This window comes from Serratia sp. 1D1416 (assembly GCF_003641105.1).
Classification (GTDB): domain Bacteria; phylum Pseudomonadota; class Gammaproteobacteria; order Enterobacterales; family Enterobacteriaceae; genus Serratia; species Serratia ficaria.
Genome location: NZ_CP032738.1, coordinates 4846135 through 4865853, shown reverse-complemented (window position 1 = coordinate 4865853; position 19719 = coordinate 4846135). Strand labels below are relative to the sequence as shown.

Genomic DNA, 19719 nt, shown 5'->3' with positions numbered 1-19719 from the left:
GTTGGAGCCTTGTTGATGGACCGATGACGTTGATGGACCGATGACGTTCATTTCTCCCGGCTAATCCGACTCGTCGAATAGCCCAAGGAGTTTTATATGATATCTGACGGGTTGGCTTTCACCTGCGGCGACCACCAGGACAATGACGCGGGATTTATCTGCGGACTCAACGCGTTGAAAGTACACATCTAAATGTTCAACCAGCCATCAATCAGCGTGCAACTCTTTCCGCCAATCCATGGCTCACCCTGAATAAAACGAACGTTGATCCGGCCTTCTCGATGTAGTTGAGTACCTTGCCGGACCTGATACCCCTGTGCCGTCAGGCCACCGTCGGGGAAGTTATTGGCCTTCAACCAACGGGCCAGGCACGCATTGGCGCTGCCCGTCACGGGATCTTCAACCAGGTTATCCCACTCAACCAGAAACGCGCGCATTTCGTAATCTGCAGGATCACCCGCTGAATAGGGACCATAAATCACTACGCCATCAACGTGACAAGCAATTTGCAGCTGTTTAATCACGGCTTGAACCGGTGTCACTCTCAGGCAGGATTGAGCGTCGGGCATACGTACCATAAGCCAGCGGATGCCCATGTCGGCAATCACCGGCATCGAATCTGTTGCAATAACCGCAGGTTGGAAAGCGGCCGTTAGCAATTCCTTTTCCTCAACGGCCATCGCGCGGAACGTCACCGCCGGTGCGGCAAACGCCAGGGTTCCTTCAGGTAAGATATTGACCGCAACCAGACCAACCCCACATTCTTGCATCACAACCCCCGGCCGTTTGGTCACCAACCCAGCCTCCAATAATGCATGGGCCGTACCCAATGTCGGATGCCCGGCAAAGGGCAACTCTTTCTCGGGGGTAAAAATGCGTACCCGATAATCTGCATCCGGATGAGTCGCTTTGAAAACAAAGGTCGTTTCCGAAAGGTTGGTCCAGCGCGCTAATGAAAGCATCTGCATTTCATTTAACCCTTCCGCCGCCAGGATCACCGCCAGGGGATTCCCCTGCAATGGCGAGGTGGCAAATACATCTACCTGTTTGTAGGCGCGTGGGGTTACCCTATCTCTACTGAGCATTTTCTATAATCCGCTATATACCAGGGTTGATTATGGTTTTATTTAATTATTTATATCAAGCTTTAACTGTTTTTGTTTTTTTATTGCCGGGTTGATTTCTGTATTTATATTTTGAACAGGACTCATAGAGTTTTCTCCTAGGCCCGTCAAGTTTTTCACTCTCTTCTCTTAGAGGGGAGTCATTCTTGCCAAATACAACATCATTCAGTGTTTCCATACCGCCAAATAACCCTTTAACATTGTCTATAAATCAATCTGGATATGTATCAGCTTCTGAGTAAACATTTTACAGGCATTTGGCTAGACTAATCTCATTGTTGTTCGGTAATGATTCGATGATTGATTTTAAGTGTTTTCACCTTCATTAATCATAATAGCGGCCACTTACCTATAACTTTAACTCCAGGGATACCACAAGCCTGAGGGATGACGATTTATTGATAAAATCCCATATGATATTGTTAACTCATTTATCTCCCATCTTCATGAGATCGGTTTCTGACGCTTGGGTAGTTTGCTGGATTTCTAATCCTTATATGAGTTAAGTCCGGATTTTTGATATATTTAATGATCCACTCAATAACATAAAGTTTCTGTAGAGGGACTTCTGTTATTTAATTGTATTGCTTTGTCACTATCAGGGGCTTATTTTAATTTAAGATCAATCCAAGTAATTTTACTTTGTATCTTGCTGGTTGAGTCTCACCAGCAGCAGTGACTATTGTGACTTTTTTATTGCCTTTTTCCGTGGTCGTTTCTTGTGTGTATATATCTAAATTGTCATGTTTATATGATGGTATTGGATCGAATTTGTACTCAATGATATCTATCCCGGCTATTTCTTTCGCGATTTTTTTTCTAATGTTCTCATCTGATTTCCATATGGGTATTGCAAGTGCGTTTTTATAAATAACTTTTTCATCAGTATTTGGAATGAGTATTTCCTCTTTGAAAATACGGAATTTATCTTCATTCCCATCAAAAATCTGTCTTTTAGTCTTGATGTTAATATATTTCTCATTCATATGTTCATCAATTTATCAATCGCTCGATTTTCACTATGCAAAGTCACCTCTCAATCTAGAATGTCGAGTTATTTATTATATTTCTTTATAGGCATGTTCCGCTTCTATAACTAAGCTGCCAAGCTCAAGATCAAAAGGCCATTGATCCGCGACTATATTGGCTATCCCTAAGGCTCTTTCATTTTTAGAAGGAACTTTATCTGAAGCTATTTTCTGGAGAGTGATCTCGAATACTTTTATGAACCTAGATATTTGTTCGGGTGAACTCACCGCTAAAACCGTCGAATTATGTGTGGCAAGAACTTCCTTGAGTTCATGAATGGATTTTTTTATCTTTTCTTCTGCTCTACACATTATTCAATGTCTATATCATAAAATGTATATTTAATATTTTTTATAAATTCTATTATGTGTAATAGTCTGTCATCTATTTTTTGGTGAGTTAAACAATCATTTTCTAATTTATTGATAATGGATAGGCAGTGTTCGTCTTTCACATCCATTGCGTCATAAAATTCCTGGTTGCATAAGTCAAACATTCTTGAAAAGAATGAGTTTGATATTTTTTGATCTAATGACTCAATGCTGCCTGGGATGTGGGTTGTTGCATTGATTAATATAAATCCTTGGTATGAAAAATCATCACTCAATAAAAAGTAAAGGCCATCTGAAATAAGTGTTTTATAAGCGGCCCGAGACATGTCAGATGTAACGATCAAACTGTTACTATCTGCTGAAAAGAAAGCTGTATCTTGAATGGTCACGTTAGATAAAAACTTATCAATGCAATCTGCAAGTTTTATATCATGCAATGAATTAGCGTTAATTAAATCTCCCTCATGTAAAACATTAAAAAAAGAGGGTACACTCAACAATATAAAAGATAGTTCCTTGGTTTTCTTGTCGATCAAGAACCAATCTAATGAATCCATCTCGCTAAAATTGCTGCTTCCCAATAACTTGCTTATATCATTTTCTAAATTATATATGTCGTTATACTTATTTTTCATCGAAATATTAAAATGTGCAACATCCCAAATAATTGATTTCATCTGTTAACCTCAGAATACTATAGCCGTTGCAGGTGGTAGGAATCCACCGCCTGGTTTCGAGATTTGTCCATTTAGAATCATGCTATCTGTTATTGGTAAGCCAGGATCGCTATCTAGCCCACCATGAATAGCCGCACCGCTAGCACCTCTTGGACCTGAAGGACCGTAAGATGTAATCGCTTGCCCTTTATATGCCCCTGACTTACTTCCGGCTAGAATGACAATATCTCCATCTTTTGCGAAAATAATATTATTATTACCTCCAGTGGAAACGTAAACCCCATCAGGGCTTTTAATTATTTCCTGCATTCTTTGCTCTGAAAGCCTACCGTGATATCCCTTGGGTGATATTTTACCCGGCGCTATCTTAGGGATTTTCCCATCAATTGCACGTTCTCGAATTTTATTCGCTAACTTAGCATGAGGGCATCCAGCCAACCCCAGCGGATCCACCCAGCCCAGCGGGTTCGGCGCATACTGATACAGGTTAATCCCGCCCGCCAGCCCGATCGGGTCGTGCTGGGTAAACCTGCCGATGTCCGGATCGTAATAGCGGAACAGATTGTAGTGCAATCCCGTTTCGCGATCCAGGTATTGGCCCTGCAGGCGCAGGTTTTGGGAGTAATCCAGATCTTGCTGATTTTCCTCATACTTTGTGCGGCCCCAGGCGCTGCTGTGGCCTTGCCAGCGCAGGGTGCCGGCGCTGTCGGTCAGGCTTTCCGGCTCGCCGTTCGGGGCGGTATGGAAGTAAAACACCTGCGCCTGGTGCCGGCCGTCGATACGCGCCAGCGGCTCGTAGCTGCCCTGATCGGCATACACGTAAGTGAGCGGCATGCCGTTGCGGATCTCCTGCAGCAGCCGGAAGCCTTCCCACAGGAAGGTGGTGGTCTGGCGCTTGCCGGCCGGCTGGCGCAGGTCCGGGCTTTGCAGCCACACCTGCTTTTGCGTACGCCGCCCGAGCGGATCATAACGGAACCGAACGTGCTGCTGTGGCTCGCTGCGGTGCAGGCTGTAGCGCACTACCTCGCTAAGGCGATGTTCGGCGTCGTAACGGTACTGCCAGCGGTAGTGGCCCTTGCGCTTTTCCACCGTGCGGCCGAAGGTATCGTAGCGATAGTCGATGCCCTGGTAGTGCATCACCCGGTTGTGCCGCTGGCGGAATTGCCCTTCGTCCAGCAGGTTGGAGGCCGGATCGTAACGGTAGCGTTCGGTGTCCGGCAGCGTACCGTCCTGGCTCAGCAGCCGGCCCGCTGCGTCATACTGGTAACGCTGATAGGCGAACGGGTTGGCGTTTTGTTCCTCGCGCGTCAGGTTGTTCTGATAGTCGTAGAACCACTGGCGTGAACTGCTGGCGGGCGCCGGCGACCTGCGGTTGTCATTGAAGATTTCTCGACGATCCTGGCGGCCGAGCCGATCGTAATGCACCCGGCTGGTCAGCCGCCCCTGGGTGCGGCTCAGCTCGCGGTGCAGGTTGTCGCGTTCGAACTCGCTGATGGTGACGTCATTCAGCGCCAGCTGCAGCAGGTGGCCGCTGCCGTAGTACAACGCGCGCAGCGTGCGGCCATCGGGCAGGGTTATCTGCGTGCGGTTGCCCATCGGGTCGTAATCATAGTGCAGCGCGCCATTGGCGCCTTGTTCGCCGAGCACGCGGCCCAGCGCGTCATAGCGGAAGCTGACCTCGCTTTCCGCCTCCGATTGATAATCGCGCCATACGTCGCCGCGATGGAAGGCGGCGTGCAGCAGTTGGCCAACCGGGTTGTAGCGATAGCGGGTTTCCCCGTCCGGCGTTTGTTTGCTCAGCAGTTGTCCGGCGGCGTCGTGGCTGAAGTAGTGCGAAAAAGCGGCGGGGGTATTGGCGGCGAAGCTGCGTTCAATCACCCGGCGGCACTCGTCGTAGCGGTAACGGGTGCTGATGCCGTCCAGCCCGACCTCTTCCTGCAGCAGGTTGCCCGCCATCCAGTGGAAAGCGTAACTTTCGGCGTTCTCATTGCGCAGGGCGGTCAAGCGACCGCGCGCATCGTAGCTGCGCAACACCTCGCCATCGAGCGGGTTGCGGGTGGCCAGCAGGCGGCCCTGGGGGTCGTAGCGGTAGTGGGTCAGGCGGCCATCGGCGCCCTGATAATGCGCCAGCTGGCCCTGTGCGTTCCAGCTCAGGGTTTCCTGCCAGCCTTCGGCGCGCTGCAGCCGGGTCAGGCGACCCGCTGCGTCGTAATGGTAGCGGGCGCTTTCGCCGGAGGGGTCGGTCACTTCGCTTAGCCAGCCTTGCGCAGTGTATTTGTAGGCGGTTTGCTTGCCGGAGCAGTCGCGGGCGCGGATCAACCGGCCATGTTCATCATAGGCGAAATGGCTGACGCCACCGTTGGCGTCGACCGCCTGCACCACCTGGCCGCAGTCGTCGCGCAGGTAACGTTGGGTATGCCCGAGGGCGTCTATCTCCGAAACCAGCGCGTGGCGTTCATCGTAGTAGAAATGCTGCGTGGCGCCATTCGGCTCCTTGACGCTGACCGGCAGCGCGCGCTGCGGCAGCCAGTCGGTCAGGCGAATATTGCCGATCGGATCTTCTTCCTCAACCAGGTTGCCGGCTTCGTCGTAGCGGAATTGCCAGCCGTGGCCGAGCGGATCGCGGGTGGCGATCAGCATGTCTTCGTCATTCCACTGGTAATGCCAGACTTCGCCGCGCTCGTCGGTGTACTCGACGATCAACTGCTGAGCGTTCCAGCGGTGGCGGTGCTGCAGGCCGTCGTATTCGGTCACCGTGGTCAGCCCGGCGGCCAGATCGTAATCGATGACGCAGCCGCCGCCGGCCGCATCGCGGTGTTCCACCACTCGCCAGTCGTCGAACATCGCCCAGCGATATTCGAAGCAGGAGCCGCCGGCCTGCTGATGGCGGGTCAGCAAGTGTCGGTCGTTATAATGGAACTCGCGCGTCGCCAGGCCACCGGCGTCGATCACCTGATGCAGGTCGCCGCCGTCGTCGTAACGGTAACGCACTCGCGGTTCATCGTTATGCCGTAGTGCGGTGACGCGCTCGGCAAAGCGCGGGTCGGCATATTCCAATTGCAGCGTCATGGCGCCGATGCTGTCGTCGATGCGGCTCAGGCGCTGCTGCTCGTCGTAGCTCAACAGCAGCGCATTGTCGTATTCGTCGCTCAGCGACACCAACCGCAGCCGGGAAGGCGCCTGGGGCAGCGGTACGAACAGCCGCCATACGCTGCCGTCGGTATCGGCGACGATCAGCTGGCCCTCTTCACCGCTGCGGAACATCAGCCCCTCGCCGGCGCTGAAGCTCGGCTTGTTCACCTCGGGCAGCGGGAAGCGCAGCTCACGGCCGGTTTCGTCATGCAGGCAGCACTCGACGCCGCCGTTGCCGTCGTCGGCCAAATCGACCCATACTTCAAATGGCGTGCGCCAGCCGTGGCCAAACAGCCCCTGATAGCGGTTGCGGCTGTTGTAATTGCGCTGCCAGGCCAGCGGGAAACGCGCCGGCAGCAGCAGGTCCAAATCTTCTTCGCCGTTCAGCACCTTGGCGCCGGTGGCGGCATGCACCGGATTAAAGGCGGCGTGGATCGCTTCGCCAAGCGCATTGACGCCCGCCGCCGCCAGGCCGCCGCCGATCATGCAGGGCAGGTTCTTGGCCAGCTTGGCCGGGTTGCCGAGCAACAGCGGCAGCACGGTCAGCGCCAGTCCGATGCCCGGCAGCTTGCCGCTCTTGATTTCGCGCACCGCTACAGCGTCACCGCCGATCCGCACGTTGTTCGAGACGTCGGTCGACACCTTGGCTTCGCAGGTGGAGCGGTCGTTGCTGCGCACCGCGGGCTGGCCGTTAATAAATACCTTGCCGGATCCTTCCGCCAGGTATTGCGGCAGAGGGTGTTTGTCACAGGTGATTTTATCTTCTTCCAGCGGTTGGCTGGGCTGGCTGGGGCCGGCGACGCTCGGTTGCCACAGCTGCGAGATGATGTTGCCGCCGGCGGCCAGCAGTTCGGCACCGTAGTCCCAAAAGCTTTGCGGCGGCTGCGGCGCGGGCAGGGCCTTTATTTCATCGGCGGTGAGCAGCCGGCCGGCGGCGCGCGCCGCCGGTTTGGCGTTGGTGAAAACATTGGGGGAACCGGTGAGGATCATGCCGGAAACGGCGGGGGGGAATAGCCAGTTGGCCACGGCGTCGCAGCCGTTGCCGATATGTTCGCCGACGCCGGTCAGGCTGGAAGCGAAGCCGACGATCAGGCCGGCGCCCACGCAGCCGGAAGCCGCCGTTGCCGCCGCGCCAAGCACCGCCACGCCCGCCAACGCCGGGGCTGCGGCCGCTGCGGCGGCCGAGACCGCCGCGGTCGCCACCGCATATACCGCCACTTCGGCTACCGCGCTGGCGATATCCGCCAACGGGCTGGTATGGATCAGTTCATCATCCTTTCGTGCTGCCCAGATCTCGCTCATGGTTATCGGTCATCCTGTCCGGCCAACGCCAGCGAAGCTTTCACCTGCCGCCATTGGTTGTCGTCCTCAGGGGTGAAGGGCTTCATTGAGGCGTAGGTGACGATCAACAACGTCTGGCTGTCATCCGGCTGCGCCGCCAGCTGGTGCTGGTGATGATGGTGCCCGGCGCGAATAAAATCGCTGCTGACCTCGATCGCCTTGATGCGGTTGTCCCGCCCGGCGCGGATGCGCTGGCGCGCTGACTGCCGCAACTCGCTGATTTGCGGCAGCAGCGCCTGCCATTGTTTGTCGAATTCCTCTTCCAACGAGCCGTCCTGCGGTATCACCCCACGGGTGATCACCAGCGAAGCGCCGGTCTGCGGATTTTTAAGGATGTTGACGGTGCAGTCCTGCCAAGGGCCGGCGGGCAGAGCGAAATGACCTTCCTGGAAAAGATAATTCATCGATGTTCTCTGGGGAAATGGGGCGCCGAAAATACGCGGCGGTCCGCCGCGTCAATAGTCAGGATTTGGGGAACATCTGATCGACGGCGCCCTGGATGGCCGCTTTGTGTCCCGATCCCGGTGCCGCGGTGCGTGCGGCGCCGCCCGGCTGGTTGAGATCCAGCTGACCGCCGGTATTGATTTCCCCGTCTTCTTTCACCGTGATGTTAAAGCTGGTGCCGGTGATGTTGATTTGGCCGTTGGCCAATAACTCAATTACGCTTTCGCCGCACTCCAGCCGCAGCGATTCGCCGGAGCCGAGGGTGAAGGCGTCCACCACGTTGTCGGCGCGCGTTTTGCCGGTCAGCGCCGAGGCGTCGCCTTTCACGCCGGTGGCCTGGTTGAGCACTACCCGCTTCATCTGATTGCCGCCCACCAGGTGCGTATGGTTCTTATCGATGGTGTGGCTCTCATCGTTCTTCACCTGGGTGTCCATATTGCGTTCCGCCTGGATCCACACCTGCTCGGCGCCGGCTTTGTCCTCGAAGCGCAGGGCGTTGGCGTTGTCCGCGGTGCCGTCCTTGGTGCGGCTCATAAAGCCCATCTGGGTGGCGGCGGCCGGCAGCGCCCACGGCGGCATGCTGGCGTCGTTATACACCCGGCCGGTGATGATGGGGCGGTCCGGATCGCCGTTGATAAAGTCCACCACCACTTCGTCGTTGACGCGCGGGATCTGCACCCCGCCGTAGCCCTGGCCGGCCCAGGCGCTGGAGACGCGCACCCAGCAAGAGCTGCCGTCGTCCTTCGGCCCGAAACGGTCCCAGTGGAATTTCACCTTGATGCGGCCGTATTTGTCGGTCCAGATCGATTCGCCGGCCGGGCCGACCACCCGGGCGGTTTGCGGGCCGTGGGTCTTCGGCCACGGGGCTTGCTGCGCCGGGTGCCAGGGAATATCCGCCGGCAGCACGGTGAAGTCGATGCGGTGTTCGCTGCCCTGGCCGTCGCCGCTGGCGTAGCGGTTCTCCTTCAGCCGGTATCTGGCCTGCAGCGTCAGGTATTCGCGATTGTCGTCGGCATGCGGCGCGTTATACAGCGTGAAGGTGCTGCCGGGGGCGATGCCCAGCGCGGTGGCGGTGCCTTTAATCTGCTGATGCTCGGCCTGCCAGGCTTCCTGGCGGATGCGGGCGTAGAATTCACCCTGCTGATGCTCGGTGTAACGGCCCGGCCAGTCGTAAACGTCTATCTGGCCCGGCGTCGGCGAAACCGGGTTCTGGCGCGCCTGGAACAGCCAGGCGTTAGGCTTGCGGAAGTCGTAGTCGTCGAGGCTGTAAATCCCCGGGGTAACGTGGTCGGAAAGGGTCCACTGGCTGATGCCTTCCTCGCTGGTGCTGCCGCCGGACGGGGTCAGATGATAAGGGATCATCTCGTAGCCGGGGTAGGGCTGATGATGGTGGGGAGCGTCGCCCAACACCAGAGTGTGCTTGCCCATCTCATGTTTGAAATAGTAATAGATACCCTCCAGCTCCATCAGCCGGCTGATGAAGTTGAAGCTGCTCTCGTTGTACTGCACGCAGTAGCCCCACAGGCGATAGTCGCCGGTCAGCTGATCTTCGATCTGCACATTGTGCTCGCTCAGCAGGGTCTTGACGATCTGCGGCACCGTCTGTTCCTGGAAGATGCGGAAGTTGCGGTCCTTGGTCATCGGCCACAGGTCCGGCTGCACGTGCAGCTTGTACACCGCGTAGCGGGTGCCGCCGATCTCTTCGCTGCTGACGGCGATCGCGGTTACCTTGCCGTTCAGGTAACGGGGGGCGCTGAGAAAGCCCTGGGTCGGGATCTCCAGCGTCAGCGGCTGGCCGAGCAGCGCCTTGCGGTCCAGGCGCGCATCCTTGCTCAGCAGCTCGATATCGAAGTCAAACAGAGCGGAAAGGGCCTCGGTCCCATCCAGCGAGTGAAACAGCAATTGTTCTTGGCCCAGCGGCGTGTGCGCGATAATGCGGTCCAGCATGAGAACGTCCTCTGTGAATGACGCCGCGCCCATGGGGTGGGGCATTTACGCGTCAGTCTCATGAAATAAGGTAAGGGCCCGCCGCGGCGGGCCGGGAAGTCGGAATTAACCGGCGACGGCCGGGCTGACCAGCCAGGTGCCGGCGTTGTCGATGTTGAGCTGTTGGCGGCGCAGCTGGTCGTTGTGGCGGATTTCCAGCCGGTAGCTGCCCGGCGCCAGGTTGAGGCTGGCGAAGCCGTTGTCGCCCGGCGTCACCTGCTGCGGCTTGCCGTCGAGGCTGACCTGCTCGCCGGGCTGCAGTTTGAAATACACCAGCGCCACCGGCTGCGGCGGCGCAACGGCCTTGGCCGGCTCGGCCGCCGTCGTTTGCGGCGCGCTTTGCTGCGGCGTCAGGGTTTTATCGGCCGGCGAAGCATCGGCGGTGTTGGCGCTGGCCGGCGTCTGGCCGTCGTCACCGCCGCTCAGCCAGGCGGTCGCGCCGATCACCAGCAGCGCGGCGACGCCCGCGCCGATCATCGTCGGGCGGGTGAGCTTCATGCTGCGTGCGGTTACGGTGCCGGCCGCCGCTGCGCCGGCCGCCGGATTGGCGGCCACCAGCAGGTTTTCCGGCGCGGCGGCCGGGGTGCTGATGATTTCGTTCTCGTCGGCGATCGGCAGGTGCAGCAGCTCGGCCATTTCGTCGATGGTCTGCGGCCGGTCTTCCGGCTTCAGCGCCAGCGCATGGTCGATAGTGCGCAACAGCTCCGGCGAATATCCGGCGGGGCGGCGCTCGCTCAGCGGCCGATAGCTGTCTTCGATGCTGCGCACCACGCTGACCGGCGGCGGGGTGCCGACGATCAGCGTATGCAGCACGGCGCCCAGCGCGTAGATGTCGGTCCAGGGGCCCTGTTCGCCGTCGCTGTTTTCGGTGTACTGCTCAATCGGCGCGAAGCCCGGTTTCAGCATGATTTCCGTTTCGTCGGACAGGTTGCCGATCTCTTTGCGCGCCGAACCGAAGTCCAGCAGCACCGGCAGCTGATTCTCCTGGATCTGAATGTTATCCAGCGAGATGTCGCGGTGCAGGTAACCTTCCTGATGGATGGTGTTGATGGCGCTGAACAGCGGCGGCAGCAGCCGGCGGATCCAGGCCTCGTCGATTTTTTCCGGCTGCTGGGCATGCAGGTTTTTCAGCGTGGTGCCGCTGTAGAACTGGGTGCCCATATAGGCGGTGCCGTTCTCTTCCCAGAAGCGCAGCACGTGCAGCAGCCCCGGGTGCGAGAAGCGCGCCAGCAGCCGGGCCTCCTGAATAAAGCTGGTCAGCCCGGCCTGGAAGGTTTTGCTGAAGCGTTCGCCGCGCAGCCCGATGCTGAGATCGTCGTTGCGCTTGGCCAGCGAGGTCGGCATGTACTCCTTGATGGCGATGGTGCGTTCCAGCTGATGATCGTAGGCGCGGTAGACGATGCCGAAACCGCCTTCGCCGATAGCTTCCTCGATCTCGAACTCATTGAACCGATAGCCGTTCGGCAGGCTGTTTGAATTCGGTTTTTTTACCCCGGTTCCCGACATAATGATGACTCTCTGTGTTCAAGTGGCCGCCATACCGGCGGCCGCGGCGTTAAGCCTGAAATTGACAAATAAATTCGTTCTGCTGCAGCGCGATATGCAGCCGGCGATAGCGCTGATCGTTGGCGCTGCCGGTCAGCAGGGTGTGGCTGATCTGCGGCAGCAGCGTGTTGGTCAGGATGGCGTCGACCATGCGGCCGCCGGACTCCACTTCGGTGCAGCGGCTGACGATCTGGTCGATCACCGCATCGTCGAAGGTGCAGACAATGTCGTGGTTCTCCGCCAGGCGACGCTGCACGCGGCCCAGCTGCAGGCGCACGATGTTGCCCAGCGTCGCGTCGGTCAGCGGGTAATAAGGCACCACCAGCAGGCGGCCGAGCAGCGCCGCCGGGAATACCGACAGCAGCGGCTCGCGCAGGGCGCCGCTCAGCGCTTCCGGCTCCGGCATCAGGTCCGGATCGCTGCACAGCCCGGCGATCAGATCGGTGCCGACGTTGGAGGTCAGGATAATGATGGTGTTGCGGAAGTCGATATGGCGGCCTTCGCCATCCTCCATCCAGCCCTTGTCGAACACCTGGAAGAAGATCTCGTGCACGTCCGGATGCGCCTTTTCGATCTCGTCCAGCAGCACCACGCTGTAGGGCCGGCGGCGCACCGCTTCGGTCAATACGCCGCCCTCGCCGTAGCCGACGTAGCCGGGAGGCGCGCCTTTCAGCGTCGAGACGGTATGCGATTCCTGGAACTCGCTCATGTTGATGGTAATGACGTTCTGCTCGCCGCCGTACAGCGTTTCCGCCAGCGCCAGCGCGGTTTCGGTTTTACCCACGCCGGAAGGCCCGGCCAGCAGGAACACCCCGACCGGCTTGTTCGGGTCGTCCAGCCGCGCGCGCGAGGTGCGCACCCGGCGGGCGATCAGATCCAGCGCATGCCGCTGGCCGATGACCCGCTGATTCAGCGTATCCGACAGCTGCAGCACCGCCTCAATTTCGTTTTTCACCATGCGGCCCAGCGGGATGCCGGTCCAGTCGGAGACCACCGCCGCCACGATATTGGCGTCGACCGCGGCGAAGATCAGCGGCGCCTCGCCCTGCAGTTCACTCAATTGCCGCTGCAGTTCGCCCAGCTGGCCGCGCAGCTCATCGGCGGAAGGCGCGGGCTGTGATTGTGATGCGGTTTCGTCGTCGGCCGGCTCGGCTTCCTGGCGGTGCAGCTGAGCGCGCAGATCGATAATCTGCCGGATCAGCGTCAGCTCTTCCTGCCAGCGGGCGGTGAGCTGTTCCAGCTCTTGCTGCAGCGTGGCCAGCTGGGCTTCGATATCCTGCGGGCGCTGCGGATTGCCGATGCCGACCTTGGTTTCGCGGCGGGCGATTTCCAGCTCGATTTGCAAGGCGTCGATGCGGTGGCGGCAGTCTTCCACCTGCGCAGGCTCCGCATGCTGGCTGACCGCCACGCGCGCGCAGGCGGTGTCCAGCAGCGCCACCGCTTTGTCCGGCAGCTGGCGCGCCGGAATATAGCGATGCGACAGGCGCACCGCGGCGTCGACCGCTTCGTCCAGCAGCAGAATGCGGTGGTGCTGTTCCAGCGGGCTGACGGTGCTGCGCAGCATCAGCAGCGCCTTGTCCTCGCTCGGCTCATGCACCTGCACCACCTGGAAGCGGCGGGTCAGCGCCGGATCTTTTTCGATGTACTTCTTGTATTCCGACCAGGTGGTGGCGCCGACGGTGCGCAGCTGGCCGCGCGCCAGCGCCGGCTTCAGCAGGTTGGCGGCGTCGCCGGTGCCCTGAGCGCCGCCGGCGCCGATCAGCGTATGGATTTCGTCGATGAACAAGATGATCGGCGTCGGGCTGGACTGAACCTCGTCGATCACCGCCTGCAGGCGTTTTTCAAACTCGCCCTTGACCCCGGCGCCGGCCTGCAGCATGCCGATATCCAGCAGATGCAGCTGCACGTCGCGCAGCTGCGGCGGCACGTCGCCGGCCACGATGCGCAGCGCCAGGCCTTCCACCACCGCGGTTTTGCCAACGCCGGCCTCACCGGTCAACAGCGGGTTGTTCTGGCGGCGGCGCATCAGAATATCGACGATCTGGCGGATTTCTTCGTCACGCCCGGCCACCGGGTCAATCTCGCCGTTGCGCGCCCTGGCCGTCAGATCCTGTGCAAACTGCGCCAGCACGCTGCCGCCGGCGCGCGGTGCGCCCGGCTCGCCTTCGGCGCCGCTTTCCGCCGCCGCGTCCTGGTTATTTTCCGCCGAGTTGGCGGTGACGGCGGCGAATTGCTCCAACAGCAGATCGGCGTTGATGCGGTCGAACTGCGCCGAGATGGCTTTCAGCAGATGGCGCAGGCTGTAGGTTTTCAGGATGCCAATCAGCAGATGGCCGCCGCGAATGCGCGACGCGCCGAACTTCAGCGAGCCGTATACCCAGGCGCGCTCCACCGCGCTGTCGATGTGTTCCGACAGGTCGGAAATCGCGCTGGCGCCGCGCGGCAGGCGGTCGAGCGCCTCGACGATATCGCGCGCCAGCTGCGCTTCGTCCAGCGCGAAGTGGCGGATCACCTGCTGCAAATCGCCGTCCGGCGACTGCATCAGCTGGTGCAGCCAGTGCGCCAGCTCGACGTAAGGGTTACCGCGCAGCTTGCAAAACGCCGTCGCACTTTCCAGAGAGGTGAATAACAGGCTATCCAGTTTGCCAAATAATACCGAGCGGCTGATTTCAGACATGGTTTTCCTCAGGTCTCAGAGTGGCGGAGCGCCGTGCGGCTCCGGCCAGAACAAGGGTCAGAACGGGTTTTCCAGCGGTTCGGGGCTGAAGGTCAAATCGTCGAGATCGCGTTGCCGGCGGGGGTCGGTCATCCAACTGCTCAACCCCAGGCGTTGGGCGCCGCCGAGCTGGGTGCCGCTCAGCTGATCCCGCGCCAGAACCAGCCGCACTTCCCAGACAAATTCGATGCCCAGATATTGGCGCACCCAGTCACGCAGCTGCAGGCACAGGTCGGCGCCGGGCAGAAAACGCGTATAGTTTTCCAGCGACATCGGCCCCAGCTCGATGCGGAACTTGTGCTGTATGTCGCGCACCGCGATGCCGAGGAACGAAGACTCGCCGAGCTGTGGCGCGCCGCGGCCCGCCTTGAGGCGCGCCTGCTCGCGTTTTTCCACCCGCAGCCAGTGCGGCACGTTCTCCACGATGCGCACCGGTACGTTGAAATACTGCTGTAAAATCTTGCACAGCCCTTCCGGATCGCGGCTGTGGCGAATCAGGTGACCGGCCATAAAATGCTTGGCGTGGGCGTTGATGCTGTCGCGCTGCCGCTGCGCCGGCTGGCCGATGCCGATCAGGCTCGACAGGTAGTCGTCGAAGCGCCGGTTGTCCGGGCGATCCAGCGATACCGTCGGCTGCGCGTCGGCCCAGGCGCGGTAAAACAGTAGCGTCAGCCGGTGGTGAAACAGGTTGGCGAAGGCCAGCAGGGTGGTGTCCTGATGGTGATAAACCCGTTCGCGCACGTATTCGGTCAGGTGCAGCGGCAGCGGCCCGTTGGGGCCGAACAGGCCGAAGCTGAAAATCGAGACGTCGTGCAGCGGGCTTTGCGGGCGCGGGCTGACCTGCGCCAGCGTCGACGGCGCGAACGACAGCGAAGGCTCTTGCCCCAGCCGCAGCATTTCGTGGCGCGGCAGCGGGGCGCGGCCCAGCAGGTAGCGCTGCCCGCCCTGGGCGTCGATGCGTCGCAGCAGCTGAAACAGATCCTGCTTGTAGGGCGCCTGGCTCAGCCGCAGCCAGAAATCCGCCGGCAGGCGGTGCAGCGCGCTAATCTTCGGCGCCGCCGCCAGCTCGGGTTCGGTGAGGTTTGCGCTCATATCAGCGTCCTTTTGCCCATGCGCGCCTGCCAGTGGGCGATTTCACCGCGCTGCTGGCTGGAAAGCGTCATTTCGGTAAAGGTGTTCATCGCCACCAGCCGGGTGAACAGCCGCTCCAGCACGCTGCCGAGCAGGTAAGGGCTGCTGCCGGAAAACGCCTGCTCGTCGACGGTCAGATCGACGGCGATGCCGCGCGCAAACACGATCGGGCCCGGTTCCGGCACCCGGCGATAAACCGGCCGCAGATTGCAGTGGCGCACGCCCTGGATTTGCTTGGCCACCGCCGGTTCGCTCAGGTTGCCGTACAGCCCCAGCAGCTGGCGCAGGCTGGCGGCGCCCTGTTCCGGATCGCCGTCCATCATGCTGAGATAGTTGAGCTGCAGCTGGCTGATCAGCCGCCAGGTGATCATGCCTTCGGCCAGCGCCGGGCGGGGCGGCGTGGGGCCCTTTTTCAGCGTCACCTGTTTGATGGGGATCGAGTCCGGCATCACGAAGTTGCCCTGATCCTGCTGCAGCAGCATCAGCGGCAGGTCGCGGCTGGTGCACAGCACGTCGGCGGTCAGGTATTTCAGATCGCTGTGCCACGGCGATTGCCGTTCGTCCACCAGCGAAACGAACACCTCCGAACCGACGTAGCCGGTGCGGGTACCGTAGCGGCGGGCGTGTTCGGACAGCGTGCGCTGCTCGCGGCGCAGCGAAAAATAGGCGCCGTAGTTGCCGTCGTCGGCGCTCAGGGTGCTGTAAAACGGCCGGAACTCTTGCTCGTAGCGTTTCTCGCTGGCGCTGCCGCCCAACCGCTGCACCGAGAACACCTCATAATCCAGCGGGCGGATGTTGTCGACCACCAGGTGATATTCGTGGTTTTTTTCGCTGACCGTGATGCGTTCGGCGACCTTGGGGAACAGGTTGATCACCGGCGTGCAGTGCAGCGCCAGATGGGCGACGTCGATCACCCGTTCCAGCGCCGCATCCTGACGATCCAGCAGCACCACGATCTCGAACTGGCGCAGCGCCTTTTTCCCTTCGCGCACGCTTTGCAGCAGCGGCTTCATGCCGCTGACGCTGAAAAACTGGAAGCGCGCCGGGAAGGCGAAGTATTCCTGCAGCAGGCGGTAGCCTTCGAAATTGCGCAGGTCGTTGGGCAGCAGCGCCTGCTCGGCGGCGAAGCCTTCCTGCCGCAGCCCGTCCAGCGCCAGCGCCCGCCGCTGCGGCTGGGTTTCCACCGTTTGGCAAATCAGCCCGACGCTGTGCTGCATCAGCAGCTCCAGCAGCTGTTGCGCCTGCAGGTCCGGGCCGGCCAGGTAGAACATCAGCTGGTCCAGCTGCAGGTTGTTGAGCGTCACGCTCTCATAGCATTCCAGCCGGATGCGCAGCGCGCTGACGCAGCCGCTGTTTTGCAGCCCCAGGGCGGCCAGCGGGATATCCGCGGGGATGCCGCCCAGCTCGACGCTTTTCAGCCGCACCGGCTGCAGGGTAACGTCGTGCGCGGTGGTGTAGCTGCAGGTGATGCCGCTCTTTTTCAGCGTTTGGCTGTCCATCATGGTGCCGCGCGGCACCACGAAGCCGCTGCTGATGTCGCCTTTGCTGCTGTCGGGCTGCAGCTCGGCAATCGCCATCGACGGGGTCGGCGACAGGTAATTGGGATAGATGATTTCCAGCAGCCGCTGGGAAAAACGCGGAAACTCCGCGTCCATTTTCAGCTGCACGCGCGAGGTGAGGAAGGCGAAGCCCTCCATCAGCCGCTCGATATAGGGATCCGCCACGTCGATGCCGCGCATGCCGAGGCGGCCCGCCACCTTCGGATACTGCTCGGCGAACTCGGCGCCCATCTCGCGCAAATAGGCCAGCTCGCGGTTGTAATACTCTAAAAGTTTACTGTCCATCGCCTTACCCTATGTCTTTCAGATCGAAGTGGCCGTTTTCCAGGTCCACGTCGGTACGGAACAGAAACTCCAGCGGATAGGGCACGCACCACAGGCGGCCCTTGATCTCGATCGACAACACGTTGTGCAGCTCCAGCGAGCCGGTATCCGAAACGCAGCGCACCTGCAGCCCTTCGGGCAGGATGCGCGGTTCGAAATTGAGAATGGATTCGGTCAGCGCGCGCTGAATGTCCAGCCACTCGATGTCCGACATGCGTTTGCCGGCCAGCGAGGCGATGCCGTAGTTCAGCGTCGAGCGCCGCACCTGCGGGAAATCGCCCAGGTCGAGATTGGATTCGCTGTTGACGCAGTTGAACAGCCATTGCAGATCGCGCAATACCCGGCGGCGCAGCTCGCTGTGCGACACCAGATTGCGCACCTGGGCTTCCTGCTTTTTCTGCGGCTCGTCGTCGGTCAGCATGTCGAGCAGCACCGGCTGCATCTTGTCGCGCGACGTCAGGCGCTCGCTGTCCTGGCGGAAGCGGTAGCCCTGGCGGTGCAGATCGCCGCCGTCATGATGGGTGAGTCGCTTGTTGCTCATCGTCAGGCGTCCGCGCCAAAGCTCAGATGGCGCAGGCTGTGCAACGGAAATTCTTCGCTCTCGCTCAGCCAGGTTTTCAGCCCCTGGCCGGCGTAGTGCGGGCCGTCGCCCAGCGGCAGCCATTCGGTGCGCTTGCCGAGCAGCAGGGCGTCGTCGCTGTCTGCGGCCAGCGGGTAGCGGGCGGGCAGCTGGCATACCTGTTCGCGGCCGTCATGCAGGCGCACCAGCGCATGGCTCCACACCAGATCGATGGCGCTTTGCGGCGCCTGGAATTGAATTTCGGCGATATCGGCGAACGGCAGCCAGTAATAGACGCCGTTCAGCGCCAGCTCGCACACCGGGCCAAGGCGGCCGTCGCCGTCGGTCAGCCATTCGAAGGCCACCGGCTGCTCCTGTTCGCCCTGAGCCAGCGTCAGCCGCCCGGCGCTGGCCGGTGCGGCGTCCAACGCGCTGTCGCGCAGCGCCTGCGCCTGTTCGGCCTCTCCTCGCGCGTCGTGGTCCAGCGCCTGGATCATCTGCTGCAGCCAGGGCTGATTCTGCTGCAGCAGCGCCGGCGCGGCCTCGCCGGCGAATACCGCCTGGCGCTGCAGCTCCGCGCTGACCGACTGCATCAGCAGCAGGGTGGTGGGCTGAGCGATCGGCTTCAGCGCCTGCCACGACTTCAGCTGCGCATTGGCGCGCTGCCAGTTGCCGCTCAGGCACAGCAGCTGCACCAGCGCGGCGCGCAGGTCGGCATCCGCCGGGCGCGCCTTGATTTCACTTTCCACGGCGCCGATGGCCGCGCTGACCGAACCGCCTTGCAGCATGCTTGCTAATGATTTCACAGGGCCTTCCTTATAATCAGTGAGTGGCGTCGTTAACCGACAGGTAGCTGCCGCTGGCGGGATCAACGCGATCGTCGGCCAGTTTTTCCACCAGCTTGAAAGTCAGCGGCGTGGCCGGAGCGCTCAGCAACGGTTGCCATGCGCTTTGCGCCTGCTTGACGCGCTGGGTGACCTTGGCGGGATCGGCGGCGTCGGTGCGCGGCATTTCCACGATCACCACGCCGTCAAACGACCAGGCGTGCAGCTGCGGTTCGAACGGCAGCAGCAGGAAGCTGCCCGGCGCCTGCGGGTTGGCGCCCAGCACCAGCCGTTGGGCATTGGCGCTGACCACGCTCAGCGGACGATCGCCGACGTTGACCTTCGCCAGCGGGTAACCCTGATGGAACGACAGCCTCGGCGACGCGGTTTGGCCATTTTGCTGCAAACCGATCTCGCCGCTGCCGCTCAGCCAACCGTCGTCGCCGCAGCGCAGCGCGGCGCCGCTCGGGATAAACAGCGCGCTGCCGTTGGCTTCGCCGTTCCAATAGGTGCGGAAATGGCACCCCTGCGGCAGATCGAAACGCTGGGCCGGCGCGCTGGCCGCCGGCGGTGAAGTGACGGCCACGGCGGCGGGGATCGCGGGCTGCGGCGGTGCGGCAGGTTCGTCGGCCGCCGGCTTAGGCACCGGTTTCCAGCCGCGCGCCTTGCTGGCCTCGCCGGAGGCCAGTTTTTCACCGCGTTTGTCGGTGAGGATCCACGGCAGCTGGCTGGCCTTGGCGCACTGTTTTTCCAGCAGGTTGCCGACGCGCGGCAGGAAGTCATTCAGCACTGCGGCGTCCTTGCTCTGCGCGGAGACGATGCGCAGCGGAATGGTTTTGCCGCACCAGCTTGCCGGCTGGCTGTTTTTGACGTTATCGATAAACACTTCCAGCTTTTGGCTGGGGGAATAAACCAGGCGATAATTCGCCGCCTGCGCGGCCGGTATCGCCATCAGGGCGACAAGCCCTGGCATCCAGTATTTCATAGGTAACCTTG

14 protein-coding genes are annotated in these 19719 nt (G+C 60.3%); all 14 read right to left on the bottom strand.

Going from position 1 to position 19719, the window contains the following annotated elements:
- Window positions 1-188: 188 nt before the first annotated feature.
- Window positions 189-1085, bottom strand: coding sequence for a PhzF family phenazine biosynthesis protein (locus tag D7I37_RS23595; RefSeq protein WP_095098103.1), 897 nt, complete (start codon window positions 1083-1085; stop codon window positions 189-191).
- A gap of 650 nt (window positions 1086-1735) precedes the next feature.
- On the bottom strand, window positions 1736-2110 hold the full coding sequence (locus D7I37_RS23590) for a hypothetical protein (protein ID WP_129544466.1): 375 nt from the start codon (window positions 2108-2110) through the stop codon (window positions 1736-1738).
- A gap of 75 nt (window positions 2111-2185) precedes the next feature.
- Window positions 2186-2464 carry a hypothetical protein gene (locus D7I37_RS23585; RefSeq protein ID WP_129544465.1) on the bottom strand — a complete coding sequence of 93 codons (279 nt, stop codon included), beginning with the start codon at window positions 2462-2464 and terminating at the stop codon, window positions 2186-2188.
- Window positions 2464-3162, bottom strand: a complete 699-nt coding sequence (locus D7I37_RS23580; protein ID WP_095098094.1) for a hypothetical protein — start codon at window positions 3160-3162, stop codon at window positions 2464-2466. Before D7I37_RS23580 ends, D7I37_RS23585 begins: the two co-directional genes overlap by 1 nt.
- Before the next feature lie 9 nt (window positions 3163-3171).
- The gene (locus D7I37_RS23575) at window positions 3172-7596 is read right to left on the bottom strand and encodes an RHS repeat-associated core domain-containing protein (protein ID WP_242502733.1); all 4425 of its coding nucleotides are present in this window, start codon (window positions 7594-7596) and stop codon (window positions 3172-3174) included.
- Window positions 7597-7598: 2 nt separating this feature from the next.
- Window positions 7599-8039: a DcrB-related protein gene (locus D7I37_RS23570; protein ID WP_061794744.1), complete on the bottom strand. Its 441-nt coding sequence runs from the start codon at window positions 8037-8039 to the stop codon at window positions 7599-7601.
- A gap of 58 nt (window positions 8040-8097) precedes the next feature.
- The gene (locus tag D7I37_RS23565; protein ID WP_061794743.1) at window positions 8098-10026 is read right to left on the bottom strand and encodes a type VI secretion system Vgr family protein; all 1929 of its coding nucleotides are present in this window, start codon (window positions 10024-10026) and stop codon (window positions 8098-8100) included.
- Window positions 10027-10131: 105 nt separating this feature from the next.
- The gene (locus D7I37_RS23560; RefSeq protein ID WP_129544464.1) at window positions 10132-11571 is read right to left on the bottom strand and encodes a protein kinase; all 1440 of its coding nucleotides are present in this window, start codon (window positions 11569-11571) and stop codon (window positions 10132-10134) included.
- Window positions 11572-11620: 49 nt separating this feature from the next.
- The gene (tssH, locus tag D7I37_RS23555) at window positions 11621-14287 is read right to left on the bottom strand and encodes a type VI secretion system ATPase TssH (RefSeq protein WP_129544463.1); all 2667 of its coding nucleotides are present in this window, start codon (window positions 14285-14287) and stop codon (window positions 11621-11623) included.
- A gap of 57 nt (window positions 14288-14344) precedes the next feature.
- Complete coding sequence (gene tssG / locus D7I37_RS23550; protein WP_129544462.1) at window positions 14345-15418, bottom strand: type VI secretion system baseplate subunit TssG; 1074 nt, start codon at window positions 15416-15418, stop codon at window positions 14345-14347.
- Entirely contained in the window at window positions 15415-17301 is a 1887-nt protein-coding gene (tssF, locus tag D7I37_RS23545) for a type VI secretion system baseplate subunit TssF (RefSeq protein WP_129544461.1), read from the bottom strand. Before tssF ends, tssG begins: the two co-directional genes overlap by 4 nt.
- A gap of 4 nt (window positions 17302-17305) precedes the next feature.
- A complete protein-coding gene (locus D7I37_RS23540) occupies window positions 17306-17881 on the bottom strand; it encodes a type VI secretion system baseplate subunit TssE (RefSeq protein WP_095098079.1) in 576 nt (191 codons plus the stop codon).
- 2 nt (window positions 17882-17883) lie between these two features.
- Entirely contained in the window at window positions 17884-18705 is an 822-nt protein-coding gene (locus D7I37_RS23535) for a type VI secretion system accessory protein TagJ (RefSeq protein WP_269458451.1), read from the bottom strand.
- Window positions 18706-18721: 16 nt separating this feature from the next.
- On the bottom strand, window positions 18722-19708 hold the full coding sequence (locus D7I37_RS23530) for a type VI secretion system-associated protein (RefSeq protein ID WP_129544460.1): 987 nt from the start codon (window positions 19706-19708) through the stop codon (window positions 18722-18724).
- Window positions 19709-19719 lie beyond the last annotated feature (11 nt).